The organism is Sphingomonas sp. NPDC019816 (assembly GCF_050274375.1).
In the GTDB taxonomy this organism is placed as follows: Bacteria; Pseudomonadota; Alphaproteobacteria; order Sphingomonadales; family Sphingomonadaceae; genus Sphingomonas.
In genome coordinates this window covers 1-13,191 of sequence record NZ_JBNNOB010000107.1, presented here as the reverse complement: position 1 = coordinate 13,191, position 13,191 = coordinate 1, and the positions used below count along the sequence as shown (strand labels likewise).

Genomic DNA, 13,191 nt, shown 5'->3' with positions numbered 1-13,191 from the left:
CATCGTCGAGCTGTTGTGGTTCCTGCGCGGCGACACCAATGTCCGCTGGCTGCAGGAGCAGAAGGTCAGCATCTGGGACGAATGGGCCGACGAAGCGGGCGATCTCGGCCCCGTCTATGGCAAGCAATGGCGCGACTGGGCGACCGCCGACGGCCGCCATATCGACCAGATCGCCGAGCTGATCGAACAGATCCGTACCCAGCCTGCCTCGCGCCGCCAGATCGTGTCGGCCTGGAACCCCGGCGACCTGCACGCCATGGCGCTGGCCCCATGCCATTGCCTGTTCCAGACGCATGTCGCGAATGGCCGGCTGTCGCTGCAACTCTATCAGCGCTCGGCCGACATCTTCCTGGGCGTGCCGTTCAACATCGCCTCCTATGCGCTGCTGACCCATATGCTGGCGCAGCAATGCGATCTGGAGGTCGGCGAGTTCATCTGGACCGGCGGCGACTGCCACCTGTATCTCAACCATCTGGAACAGGCGAAGACGCAGCTCGGCCGCGAGCCGGGCGTGCTGCCCCGGTTGGAGATCACGCGCAAGCCCGATGCGATCGACGGTTATGCGCTCGAGGATTTCGTGCTGCACGACTATGTCGCGCAGCCGCATATCAAGGCAGCGGTGGCGATATGATCGTCTTAGTGCTGGCGCGTGCGCGCAACGGCGTGATCGGGCGCGACGGCAAGCTGCCCTGGCACCTGCCCGCCGATTTGAAGCATTTCAAGGCGCAGACCATGGGCAAGCCGATGATCATGGGCCGCAAGACCTTCGAAAGTTTCCCCGCGCCCTTGCCCGGCCGCCGGCACATCGTGCTGACCCGCGATCCGCACTGGGCGGCCGAGGGGGCGGAGGTCGCGCATGACGTCGATGCCGCGCTGGCGCTCGCCGGCCCGGACGATGTCGCGATCATCGGCGGCGCGGAGATTTTCGCGCTGTTCCTGCCCCATGCCGACCGGATCGAGTTGACCGAGATCGACGCGGCGCCAGAGGGCGATGCGGTGGTCCCGGCCTTCACCGGCTGGCGCGAGATTTCGCGCGAGGTTCATGCCCCCGAAGACGGCCGACCGGGCTATGCCTTTGCCTCGCTTGTGAAATCATGAGCCGTTAACCACGATTTCTGCCCGCCGCCGCTTCAATTGTGTCGGCAAGCCCCATAGAACTGCTTCTGACACGCATCCGCGCCCGGGTTCGGATGCGCGGATGTGCCAATCGAGCGGGTAAGGCCGGATGATGTGGGGTGCGGTGCAGGCGGGGGCGGATCGACCGGATGTCGAGGCCGAGCAGGGGTGGGACGCCGAGCATGAGGCCGCGCTGTTCCTCGACCAGCATCGGCTGGACCATTGTCCCGACAATCGGGCCGTCATTCTCTATGCCATCCGTCACCCCGACAGCGCGCTGGGTCGCGAGGTTGCGCGGCGCACCGATGGCGGCGTGCGCCTGACCAGCGAGGATGTCGTCGCGCTCCGCCCGCTGCTGCGCGCGCATGAGGAGGCGGGAGCGGGGCAGGGCGCCTGGCAGCGCGATCTGGGTGTCCAGGCGGATCGTCTGGAGGCGCTGACCAGCGATGCGCGACAGATCACCAGCGATTTCACCAGCGACATGGCCGCGCTGTCGCGGGCGCATCGCGATGCCACCGATGCCAGCGGCACGAAGGATGTCGCCGCCCTTATTGAACAGCTGATCGCGCGCATCGCCCGGACGGAGCACGACCTTGCCCAACTGTCGGGCGACATCGCCTCCCTGCGCGACCGGATCGAGACGGCGCCGCGCGACGCCGATGTCGACCCGCTGACCGGGGTGATGAGTCCGGTTGGCGCGCGCCGGCTGATCGCCGAACTGGCCGATCAGCCGCATGGCTATGGTCTGGCGACCTGTGGGCTCGACGATCTCGACGTGATCGAGGCGCGCTATGGCCGGTCGGTGGCGGACAATGTGCTGCGCGCCTTCGTCGCCACGCTGCGTCAGGCCTGCGAGGGAGTCGACATCATCCGCTGGCAGGACAATCTGTTCGTCTTGCTGCTGCGCGGGCGGCCGCTGGCGCATCTGGCGCTGATGATGGAGGAGGCGCGCGCGGCGATGCTGGCGCGCACGCTACGGCTGCGCGGATCGGGTGAGCCGATCGGTGCGGTCACCCTGTCGGCCGGCGTCGCGGTCGGCATGGGCGTGCCGATGCAGGAGACGTTCGACCGCGCCGAGGCGTTCCGCGCGATCGCCAGCGCCGGGCAGGGCAATCGCGTGGTGTCGCGCGCCTAGCCAATTCGCTGCGGGCTGCTATAGCGCGCGGCCATGCAGCGTCTTGATGGCGCGGCCCCCGTTCCCGCGCATCTGGCGGGGGGGATCGTCGCGCTGGGCAATTTCGACGGATTTCATCTCGGCCACCAGGCGGTGGTCGGGGCCGCCGTCGCGCGCGCGCGCGCCGAGGGACGTCCGGCGCTGGTCGCGACCTTCGATCCGCATCCCGTTCGCTTGTTCAAGCCGGGGGCCGCGCCCTTTCGCCTGACCGGACTCGACCAGCGCGCGCGCCTGTTCGCCGACGCCGGGGTCGATGCGATGATGGTGTTCCGTTTCGACGCAGCGCTGGCCGCGCTGACCGCGCGCGCCTTTGTCGAGGAACGGCTGCTCGGCGACCTCCAGATCGGCGGGGTGGTGACCGGCGAGGACTTCACCTTCGGCCGGGGGCGCAGCGGGACGGTGGCGACGCTGCGCGAATGGGGGCGCGAGCTGGGCTTTTCGAGCGACGCGGTCGCCCCGGTGGCGCTAGACGGAGAGACGGTGTCGTCGACGCGCATCCGCCAGCATCTGGCCGCCGGCGAACCGCGAGAGGCTGCGCGGCTGTTGACCCGGCCCTTCACGATCGAGGGCGTGGTGCAGCATGGCGACAAGCTGGGCCGCACCATCGGCTACCCGACCGCCAACCTCGACATGGGCGAATATCTGCGCCCCGCTTATGGCATCTATGCGGTGCGCGGGACCCTGGAGGATGGACGTGTGCTGGACGGCGCGGCCAATCTGGGCATCCGGCCGCAATTCGATCCGCCCAAGGAATTGCTGGAGCCGCATTTCTTCGACTTCAGCGGCGACCTCTATGGTCAGCGCCTGTCGGTCGAGCTGATCGAGTATCTGCGGCCCGAGGCGAAGTTCGATTCGCTGGACGCACTCGTCACGCAGATGGACGCTGACTGTGCCCGCGCGCGGGCGATACTGGCCCAGATACCGGGATCGCATAATCCGGCATGACGTGTTAACCTAAAGTCGTTAAGGGCCTGTCCCCTATGAGCGACGCGCCCGATTACCGCGACACCGTCTTCCTGCCGAAGACCGATTTCCCCATGAAGGCGGGACTTGCCGCCAAGGAACCGGCGATTCTGGATCGCTGGGCCAGGATGGGGCTGTACGACCGCCTGCGCCGCGAGCGTGCGGGGCGCGAGCGGTTCATCCTGCATGACGGCCCGCCTTATGCGAATGGCGACATTCACATGGGCCATGCGCTGAACAAGGTGCTGAAGGACATCATCGTCCGCTCGCAGAGCCTGATGGGCAAGGACGCGCCTTACGTCCCCGGCTGGGACTGTCACGGCCTGCCGATCGAGTGGAAGGTCGAGGAGGCGTATCGCGCCAAGAAGCTGAACAAGGACGAGGTGCCCGTCGCGCAGTTCCGTGCCGAGTGTCGCGCCTATGCCGATACCTGGGTGGGCACGCAAAAGGCGCAGTTCGAGCGGCTGGGCATCATGGGCGACTGGGCGAACCCCTATCTGACCATGACCTATGACGCCGAGGCGGTGATCGCGGGCGAGCTGCTGAAGTTCGCCGAATCGGGCCAGCTCTATCGCGGCGCCAAGCCGGTCATGTGGTCGCCGGTCGAAAAGACCGCGCTGGCCGAGGCCGAGGTCGAATATGAGGACATCGTCTCGACCCAGATCGATGTCGGGTTCGAGGTGGCAAGCTGCCCCGAATATCCCGATCTGGTCGGCGCGCTGGCAGTCATCTGGACGACGACCCCCTGGACGATCCCGGTCAACCAGGCGCTGAGCTATGGCGAGGCGATCGACTATCTGCACTTCGAGTGCGATGGTCGTCGTTACTTGGTCGCCGAGCCGCTGCTGCCCGCCTTCACCAAGCGCACCGGCATCACGATGAAGGGCTTCATCGCGCTCGCCAAGGGGCCGGTGCTGGAGGGCGCGACCGCGCTTCACCCGATGCACAAGCTGGGCGGTTTCTTCGCCAAGCCGCGCCCGTTCCTGGCCGGCGAGTTCGTCACCACCGACGCCGGTACGGGTCTGGTCCATATGGCCCCCGATCACGGCGAGGACGACTTCCTGCTGTGCAAGGCGAACGGCATCGACCCCGTCTTCGCGGTGCAGGGCGATGGCACCTATCGCCCCGACTGGGCATGGCTGGGCGGCCAGGGCAGCGTCATCAACAAGAAGTTCGTGTCCGCCGAGGGCCCAATCTGTTCGGACCTGCGCGAGGTCGGTGCGCTGCTGTCGGCCTCGGACGATTTCCAGCACAGCTATCCGCATAGCTGGCGCTCCAAGGCCAAGGTGATCTTCCGCGCCACCCCGCAATGGTTCATCCCGATGGACCGCGCCGATGCGACGCTGGTCCCCGACATGGCGATGGCGCAGGTCGACCCGATTTCGGGCATGACGCCGCTCCTCACGGTGCCGCTGGGCAATGGCGCGACGCTGCGACAGACCGCGCTGGATGCGATCGAGCGCACCCGCTGGGTGCCCGAGCGCAGCCGCAACCGTATCCGCTCGATGGTCGAGGGGCGTCCCGACTGGGTCATCAGCCGCCAGCGCGCCTGGGGCGTGCCGATCGCGCTCTACGTCAACCGCCAGACCGGCGAATATCTGGCTGACAAGGACGTCAACGCCCGCATCCTCGCCGCCTTCCGTGAGGGCGGAGCGGATGCGTGGTTCACCGCCGACCATCAGACGCTGCTCGGCGCCGACTACAACCTCGCCGATTTCGAGCCGGTCAACGACATCCTCGACGTGTGGTTCGACTCAGGGTCGACCCATGCCTTCGTGATCGAGGCACGTTACGGCGAGGGCACGCGCGCGAACCTGTATCTCGAAGGGTCGGACCAGCATCGCGGCTGGTTCCAGTCGTCGCTGCTCGAATCCTGCGGCACGCGCGGTCGTGCGCCCTATGATGCGGTGCTGACCCACGGCTTCGCGCTCGACGGGCAGGGGCGCAAGATGTCCAAGTCGCTGGGCAATGTCGTCGATCCGCTGAAGATCATCGGCGAATCGGGCGCCGACATCCTGCGCATCTGGACCGCCTCGACCGATTATTTCGAGGATGTCCGCATCGGCAAGGAGGTGCTCGCCACCGCCTCGGACAGCTATCGCAAGCTGCGCAACACCTTCCGCTATATGCTTGGCGCGCTCGACGGGTTTACGGAAGAGGAGCGCATCTCGTTCGACGCGATGCCCGAGCTGGAGCGTTACGTCCTGGCCCGCTTGGAGCAACTCGATACCGAGCTGCGCCGTGCGGCCGATGCGTTCGAGTTCAACCGCTATCTGCGCGCGCTGACCGATTTCGCGAATGAGGACCTGTCGGCCTTCTTCTTCGATATCCGCAAGGACTCGCTCTATTGCGACGCCGCGACCGATCCGAAGCGTCGCAGCTATCGCACTGTCCTGGACATCCTGTTCCACGCGCTCGTCCGCTACGCCGCGCCGATCCTGTGCTTTACCGCCGAGGAAGTGTGGCAGGCGCGCTATCCATCGGAAGATGGTTCGGTCCATCTGCTTGAATGGCCCGAACTGCCGCAGCTGGGTGAGGACGAGGCGCTGATGGCGCGCTGGGCCGAGATCCGGTCCTTGCGCGCGCAGGTGACCGAGGCGATCGAGCCGCTGCGCCGCGAAAAGACGATCCGTTCGTCCAACGAGGCCGTGGTGACGGTGCCGTCGCTGCCGCTCGATCCGCAGGGACTGGCCGAGGCGTTCATCGTCGCCGATGTCGCGGTGGCCGACACGGTCGGCGTGACGCGCACCGATTATCACAAATGCGGCCGCTGCTGGCGGCACCTGCCCGATGTCGCGGCGGATGGCGAACTGTGCGGCCGCTGTGCCGAGGTGGTCGCCCATGGCTAAGCTGCCCGCCCGCGGTCTGGCGACCGCCGCGATCCTGTTCGTCGTCGATCAGCTCATCAAATGGGCGGTGACCGGGCCGATGTCCCTGCGCGCCCTGGGCGATGTTCGTGAGATCACGAGCTTCTTCAACCTGCGCTTCGTGCCCAATTACGGCATTTCACTCGGTTTGCTGACGGCCGACAGCAACGCCTCGCGCTGGGCGCTGGTCGCGATGACCGGCGCGATCGCGCTGGCGGTGGCCTTCTGGATGACGCGCGAGCGCAATCCGTTCGACCAGATCGCGCTGGGCTGCGTGCTGGGCGGGGCGCTGGGCAATATCATCGACCGGGTGCGCTTCGGTTATGTCGTCGATTTCGCCGATCTGCACTTCGGCGAGTGGCGGCCCTTTTTGGTCTTCAATGTCGCCGACGCGGCGATTACTATCGGCGTTCTGGTTTTGCTGGCGCGCGCGCTCCTCGTGCGCGATCGGCCTGCTCCTATGGAGAAGAGCAATGCGTAAGTTGGTGCCCGTCATCGCAGGTCTGTCCTGCGCCGCGTTGCTGACGGGATGTGGGGCCGGGCGTGGCCTGGACCGTGCGCGTCCCGACGAATTCGCCGTCGCGCGCCAGCCTTCGCTGGTGATCCCGCCCGACTATGCGCTGGTCCCGCCGCAGCCGGGCGCCGCGCCCGTGCAGACGCGCGGTGGCCAGCAGCAGACGCTGGACGCGCTGTTCGGCGGTCAGGCGGCGCGCAGCCAGTCGGAATATGGCCTGGTGCAGAATGCCGGTGGCGATAGCGCCGATGCGGGCATCCGCTCCTCGGTCGGCGATCCGGCGACCAATGTCGTCGACAAGGGCGCGACCACCCGTGACATCGTCGCCGCCCCCGAAGGCGACGGCCAGGACGCCCGCGCCGCCGCCGGCACGCGCTGATCCGACAGGTTCGAGAGGGAAGGGGCCGGGGCGCGACCAAGCGTTCCGGCCCCTTTTTCGTTGGGTCGGATCGGTTCGTAAGCCCCTCCCCTTCAGGGGAGGGGTTGGGGTGGGGCCTATCGTCAAAGGACTGGACTTGCGGAAGCGCCCACTCCCGGCCCCCCTGAAGGGGAGGGGAGAGAAAATACAAATCCGGCCCCTCAATAGACCGGCGGCGACACTCCCTCGCCATCGGTCGCGGGCATATTTCTCGGCCCCATGTTGAACCGTACCCGGTCGACGCAGCCGGTATAGCCCTGCGTGCTGACCTTGAAGCGCGCGCCGCGCAGCACGGCGATCGCACCGTCGCCGAAATCGCTCGCGGGCTGCGCGGCGATCACCTTCAGATTGCCCAGCTCGCCCCAGGGCGCGACGTCATAGCTGACGACCGCCCAGCCCTCGATCGAACGGCGGCGAAAGGGTTCGGGGAAACGCAGCTGCGGCGCCACCGCCCAGTCATGCTCGTCGGGGCAGTTGCCCTCGACCTTGGTGTCGCGGATCGCCTCGGGCATGTCGGGGGCGGGCAGCGTCGCCGGCGCGCGCCAGAAGGGATAGAAGCAACCGGTGCGCGGGCCGCCGGTGAAGCGCGAAGCGCGGATGGCCTTCAACGCCGCGGCGTCGAGCGCGGGATTGGCGGTGCCGGTCAGCAGCGTGGCCCCCACCGGCTTGCCCTTGGCATCCAGGTCATAGCGGACCATCGACCAGTCGCGCGCGCCGGGCGTGGCGGGCAGCTTTTCGAAATCGGGCAGGACGCGGACCAGCGGCTGGGGCTGCGGATCGTCCTGGCAGGTGCCGCCGGCCGTGCGGATGCGCAGCCAGCCATTCTTCGGCAGCGCGCCCGATTGCGGCTGGATGGTATAGGACATCAATTCCGGCACGTCCGCCCGCTCCAGCGGCGTCGCGCGGAGCGCATAGGTGACGCGGCAATCCTGACGCACCATGTTGGGCGCGAAGCGGCTGGTGACCAGCGCCGGTACGACGTCCTCGCCGAACATGACGTAATCCGGGCCGTCGCGGGTCACCGATACCGGGCGGCCGGCTTGGTCGATGGCGAAACGCAGCGTGAGCGTGCGGTCGGTGACGTTCGCCCCGCTCCAGCCCAGGAGGTTCAAGGGCCGTCGAACCGTTGCCCCACCGACCGGGGCACCGCCGCAGGTGACTGGGCCCGGCATCCATTGCAGCAGCACGCGTGACGAAGGGGGCGTGGCATGGGGGGCGGAGCGAACCGTAAGGACAGGTGGCGGGGGTGGCGTCGTCCCCGTTTGCGAGCCGGCGGGTGCACCGGGCATCGACGAGGCGGACAACAGGGCAAGGAACAGCGGCCGAATCATTGCGAAACCCTCCCGATCGCGCCGGGGCACCGGCATCGATGACCAGAGCCTATGGGCGCTTCGTGACGGACGCGAGTCTTTCGGCCGGGATGACGCGCTTTTCACCGGAAAGGGCGGCGCCATGATCGGCACCGCCCTTCACCCCCCGGTCAGGCCGTCAGAAGGCGGCGGTCAGCGAGAAGAGGACCGTCGCATCGGCGATGCTGGCGCCGCCGGGCACCTGCCCCTTGGAGAAGTTCGGCTGGAGATAGGCCGACTCGGCGCCGGTGATGTCGGTGTCGATATAGGCGACGCCCAGCGTGATGTTCTTGTAAACCGCGACGTCGGCGCCCAGCGACCAGTCCCAATATTCGCCGGTCGGCGACAGGCTGGTGCCGTTAGGGCCCAGGCCCGGATTGCCCTTGGAATAGCCGATATGCGCCTTGGCGGTGATTGGCGTGCTGGGGATGCCGACCGTGCCGTCGCCGGTCAGATAGAGGTTATCCCAACGCTGGCCCCGGCTGTACGAGGTGTTCGAGAAGTTGCCGAGCGAGGTCTGCTTGGGCGCGTAATAGACGCCGGCGGTCAGGTTGGCGGGGCCCGCCGTGCCCGACAGGCGGCCGAACAGCTCGACCACATCCGACTCGGACGCGCCGCCCGGATAGGTGTACCAAGTGACGCCGACATCGGCCGTCGCATTGCCATAGCTGTGCTTGTAGCCGACGATACCGTCGAGCTCCATGTTGGCGCCGCCGAACGTACCCCAACCGGCCAGGTTGGATGCGAAGGTGCCAATATAGAAACCGCTGTCATGCGCGATGGTCAGCGCGCCCTGTATCGCGGCGTTCTTGTTGGTCTGCGACACGCCGCGCAGCCGGTAGTCGGTCAGGATCGCGACGCTGCCGCTGACTGTGACGGGAGAAGGCGGTGCCGTTTCGCTGCCGCTGTCCTGCGCGAAGGCGGGTGTCGAGGCGACCAGCGAGAAGCCGCCAAGGAGGATCGTGGAGAAGCGCATCGTTTCCCTTTCAAACGGAAATTCGATGTTCTCACCTGCAACCTCGCGGCGATGCGGCCTCTATAGGTGTCGGGTCAAACCCGGCGGACCGTCTGCCGTCGCGAGAAGGCCAAGCTGACAGCGCATGATGCACTGCACAAGCATAAACTCGATCCATGATGGTTTTTCGGCGACGCGCTGTGGCCGAAGGGTCACGGCTCCGGGCTGATGGGCGCGTCCAGATTCTCGTGACGCAGGCCGCCGGGCAGCGAGCGGATGTGAATGTCACGCTGTGGATAGGGCAGGCCGACGCCGTGCTCCTTGAACAGGAACCACAACCGGTTGAGCACGTCCGAGCGGACATTGCCGACGCCGCTTTCGGGATCGCTGATCCACGCGAGGATCTCGTGCTGGAGCGCATGGTCGCCGAAGCTCATCAGCCACACGGTCGGCTTGGGGCTCTTCAGGACGCGCGGCGATTCGCGCGCGGCGCGCAGCATCAGCTCCTGCGCCAGCTTCAGGTCGTTGTCATAGGCGATCGAGACGGGGATGCGGACGCGGACGTTGCGGTCGGAATAGGACCAGTTCTCCACCTCCTGCGTCATCAGATTCTCGTTCGGAATCAGATGCTCCTTGCCGTCGCGGGTGATGATCGAGACGGCGCGCACCCCGATCTTGTTGACCCAGCCGATCTCTTTCTGGAGCGCAATGACGTCGCCCGGCTTGATCGAGCGGTCCATCAAAAGGATGATCCCGGCGATCAGATTGCCGATCGTCTTTTGCAGCCCGAAACCGATCGCCAGGCCGAACCCGCCCGAGAACAGCGCCAGGCTGGTCAGGTCGATCTCCAGCAAATCCATCGCGAAGAAGAAGGCGATGACGACGATGGCGATGCTGGCGAGTTTCTGCGCCAGCAGCTTCTGCGTCGGGTCCAGCCCGCGCGCATGGCCGATCCATTGTTCGGTGATCCGGGTGACCGCGCGAGTGACGGCGAGGATCACGACGATGGTGACCAGCATCGTCACCAGCAGCATCACCGAGAATCGCCGCGACCCGACGGTAAAGCCGATCTGTTCGGCCAGCCGGCTGACCGGGCCGAGGCCGCCGATCTCGCGGCTGAACAGCGCGACGAAACAGACGATGGCGAAGATCCAGGCGAGCCAGCGCGGCAGGTTCAGCCCGCGCAACAGCTGGAACCCCGCGCGTGCCACCGACGCCCCCAGCGCCAGTCCGATGGGTACGCCCGCCAAGGCCTCCCAGGGCCAGAGCGCGCCCAGCGTCATCAGCAGGATGGCGGCGGCCAGATGCCGGGTGATCGCGCAGATGCGGACCTGCAACGCCTCGCCATGCGACGCGGCGAAACGCTGGACCAGCGCGGCCACATGCGGGCCGAGCTTGCGGCCAGCGATGGCGCCGCCCGCCAGCATCGCCAAAGTCAGCGCGGTGGCGACCCCGGCCTCCATGGCCTCGGCGCGGGTCGGCAGCTCGATGCCGCTCGCCTGAAGCCACTCGAACAATGTCATCCGCGCGCGGCCCGGAAACGGGCGAGGCCCCGGTCAAGATCGGCGATCAGGTCGCCCACATCCTCCAACCCGATCTGGAGCCGGACCAGCGGCCCGGCGAAGTCGCGCTTGGTCACGCTGCGATGGCGATGCGGGTCGGCGGGGATGGCCAGGCTCTCATAACCGCCCCAGCTGAAGCCGAGGCCGAACAGCGCGAGGCCATCGAGCATCGCGGTGCGCGCGGCGTCGTTGCCGCCGTCGAGGACGAAGGCGAACAGCCCGCTCGACCCTAAAAAGTCGCGCGCAAAAATCTCATGGCCGGGGCAGGAGGGAAGCGCGGGATGCAAGACCTGCGCGACGCCGGGCTGCTCGGCGAGCCATTTGGCGATGGCCAGCGCGCTGGTCTGATGCTGGGCGAGGCGGACGCCCATGGTGCGCAGACCCCGGCTGCCCAGATAGGCGTCATCGGGGCTGGCGACCTGCCCCAATTGGAAGCTGGTGTCGCGAAGCGCCGCCCAGTGCGAAGGCGCCGCCGTGACCGAACCCAGCATCGCATCCGAATGGCCGACCACATATTTGGTGCAAGCGAGGATCGTCAGGTCGACGCCCTTCTCGATTGCGGGGAAGAACAGCGGCGTCGCCCAGGTATTGTCGAGGATCGTGGTGATGCCCTTGGCCTTAGCGACCGCGATGATGGCGGGAATATCCTGCACCTCGAAGCTGAGCGAGCCGGGGCTTTCGAGGAAGATCGCGCGTGTCGCCGGGCCGATCAGCTCGGCAATGCCAGCGCCGACCAACGGATCGTAGAAGCGCGTCGTGATCCCCATCCGCGCCAGCAAGCCGGTCGCCAGCCCGCGCGTCGGATCATAGGCGCTGTCGACCAGCAGCAGTTCGTCACCCGGCGACAACACCGACAGCAACGCCGCCGCGATCGCCGCCACGCCCGAGGGATAGAGGAATGTCGCCTGCGCGCCCGGCTCCAGGCTGGTCAGCGCATCGGCCAGCGACCATTGGGTGGGCAGGCCCTTGCGACCATAGAACAGCTTTTCATGCAGATCGCCCGCGCCGACGCTACGCATATGCGCGACATTGTCGTAGAGCACGGTCGAACCGCGCCAGACGGGGACGTTGACCACGCCTTTAGTCCATTCGGCGCGGCGGCCCGCTTGGACCAGACGAGTGGCGGGCTTGATGGGCAGATCGTCGTCGGTCATCGGGGTCACGCGTCTTTCGCTTTTGGTGTGCTGGGGTCGGAACCCCATTCGGTCCAGCTGCCGTCATAGACCGGCATCAGGCCGCCGATCCGCTCGGCCGCGAAGGCGAGGACGCAGGCGGTGATGCCTGATCCGCAGGTGGCGACCATCGGCCGGTTCGGATCGACCCCGGCGGCGGTGAATTCGGCGGCGATGGCGTGGGCAGACTTCCAGCGGCCGTCGCCCTCGAACATCCGATTATAGGGCAGGTTCAATGCGCCGGGGATATGGCCGGGCTCGACACCAGGGCGCGGCTCGGGCTCGGCACCGGCGAACCGGCCGGGCGAGCGGGCATCGACGATCTGCGCATCGCCTGCTTCGACATGGGCATGGACCTCGCGCAGACTGCGCACGCGGGCCAGGTCGGCATGGGCGACGAACAGGCCGGGGGTTTCGGGCGCGCCCGCCGCACCGACCATCACCGGCTGCCCCGCCTCGACCCAGGCCGCCAGCCCGCCATCGAGCAGAGCGATCTTGGTGGCGCCGAACAGGTTCAGCAGCCACCAGACCCGCGCCGAACTGTGCAGCGACGAGCGGTCGTAGAGGACGATGCGGTCGGCATGGCCGACACCGGCTTCGCTCATCGCATGCGCGAAATGCTCCGCCGGCGGGAGCGTCATCGGGAGGTCGCTCTCGGGATCGGCGAGGCCGCCCAGCGCCAGGAAGCGCGCGCCGGGGATATGTCCGTCCTCGAACCCGCGCCGCGCGGCCTGGCCGGTCGGATCGTCGAGGAAATAGGTGACGTCGAGGATGCGCACATCCGCCTCGCCCGCGATCGCGGCGAGGTCTTGCGGGGTTATGAGTGGCGGCATCTGGGGCTCCTCGGTCGGTGGGTCCGTACCTAGGCGCGTTGGGGGCGGGGTCGCAAGCGGGGGCGGGGTAAGCCCCTCCCGCAGGCGGGAGGGGTTTGGGGAGGGCAGGAAGTCTCACCGAGACTGTTGTGTGGGGCGTGCCATCCCCCATCCCCTCCCGCCTGCGGGAGGGGAGCGGTTAAAGGCGAGGGTGGGGCGTGGCCTTCGACTTCGCTCAGGCTGAACGGAGGGAGGAGTAGGTCTTCCACAACATCCGTTCAGCCTGAGC

At 67.3% G+C, this 13,191-nt stretch carries 12 protein-coding genes; 7 read left to right on the top strand and 5 right to left on the bottom strand.

Annotation, left to right across the window (positions count from 1 at the left end):
* The 7 genes from ACQKJZ_RS14305 to ACQKJZ_RS14275 form a co-directional block, all read left to right on the top strand.
* A partial coding sequence (locus ACQKJZ_RS14305; RefSeq protein WP_427731761.1) for a thymidylate synthase occupies positions 1 to 631 on the top strand: 631 nt, incomplete at its 5' end.
* Positions 628 to 1,098 (top strand): dihydrofolate reductase, encoded by a 471-nt coding sequence (locus ACQKJZ_RS14300; RefSeq protein ID WP_427731758.1) that lies wholly within the window; start codon positions 628 to 630, stop codon positions 1,096 to 1,098. The genes ACQKJZ_RS14305 and ACQKJZ_RS14300, both read left to right, overlap by 4 nt.
* A gap of 127 nt (positions 1,099 to 1,225) precedes the next feature.
* The gene (locus ACQKJZ_RS14295; protein WP_427731756.1) at positions 1,226 to 2,251 is read left to right on the top strand and encodes a GGDEF domain-containing protein; all 1,026 of its coding nucleotides are present in this window, start codon (positions 1,226 to 1,228) and stop codon (positions 2,249 to 2,251) included.
* Positions 2,252 to 2,284: 33 nt separating this feature from the next.
* Entirely contained in the window at positions 2,285 to 3,235 is a 951-nt protein-coding gene (locus ACQKJZ_RS14290; protein ID WP_427731754.1) for a bifunctional riboflavin kinase/FAD synthetase, read from the top strand.
* A 35-nt stretch (positions 3,236 to 3,270) separates the two neighbouring features.
* Positions 3,271 to 6,102, top strand: coding sequence for an isoleucine--tRNA ligase (ileS, locus tag ACQKJZ_RS14285; protein ID WP_427731752.1), 2,832 nt, complete (start codon positions 3,271 to 3,273; stop codon positions 6,100 to 6,102).
* Positions 6,095 to 6,601 carry a signal peptidase II gene (gene lspA, locus ACQKJZ_RS14280; protein WP_427731750.1) on the top strand — a complete coding sequence of 169 codons (507 nt, stop codon included), beginning with the start codon at positions 6,095 to 6,097 and terminating at the stop codon, positions 6,599 to 6,601. The genes ileS and lspA overlap by 8 nt, the downstream gene beginning before the upstream one ends.
* Positions 6,594 to 7,013 carry a DUF3035 domain-containing protein gene (locus ACQKJZ_RS14275; RefSeq protein ID WP_312488664.1) on the top strand — a complete coding sequence of 140 codons (420 nt, stop codon included), beginning with the start codon at positions 6,594 to 6,596 and terminating at the stop codon, positions 7,011 to 7,013. The genes lspA and ACQKJZ_RS14275 overlap by 8 nt, the downstream gene beginning before the upstream one ends.
* A gap of 200 nt (positions 7,014 to 7,213) precedes the next feature.
* On the opposite strand, the gene ACQKJZ_RS14270 is transcribed toward ACQKJZ_RS14275, so the two are convergent.
* The 5 genes from ACQKJZ_RS14270 to ACQKJZ_RS14250 form a co-directional block, all read right to left on the bottom strand.
* On the bottom strand, positions 7,214 to 8,164 hold the full coding sequence (locus tag ACQKJZ_RS14270; RefSeq protein WP_427731747.1) for a TonB family protein: 951 nt from the start codon (positions 8,162 to 8,164) through the stop codon (positions 7,214 to 7,216).
* A gap of 376 nt (positions 8,165 to 8,540) precedes the next feature.
* Positions 8,541 to 9,377: a TorF family putative porin gene (locus tag ACQKJZ_RS14265; protein ID WP_427731745.1), complete on the bottom strand. Its 837-nt coding sequence runs from the start codon at positions 9,375 to 9,377 to the stop codon at positions 8,541 to 8,543.
* A gap of 191 nt (positions 9,378 to 9,568) precedes the next feature.
* Entirely contained in the window at positions 9,569 to 10,879 is a 1,311-nt protein-coding gene (locus ACQKJZ_RS14260; protein WP_427731742.1) for a mechanosensitive ion channel family protein, read from the bottom strand.
* Positions 10,876 to 12,072 carry a cystathionine beta-lyase gene (gene metC, locus ACQKJZ_RS14255; RefSeq protein WP_427731763.1) on the bottom strand — a complete coding sequence of 399 codons (1,197 nt, stop codon included), beginning with the start codon at positions 12,070 to 12,072 and terminating at the stop codon, positions 10,876 to 10,878. The genes ACQKJZ_RS14260 and metC overlap by 4 nt, the downstream gene beginning before the upstream one ends.
* 5 nt (positions 12,073 to 12,077) lie before the next feature.
* Positions 12,078 to 12,923, bottom strand: coding sequence for a sulfurtransferase (locus ACQKJZ_RS14250; protein WP_427731740.1), 846 nt, complete (start codon positions 12,921 to 12,923; stop codon positions 12,078 to 12,080).
* Positions 12,924 to 13,191: the final 268 nt, after the last annotated feature.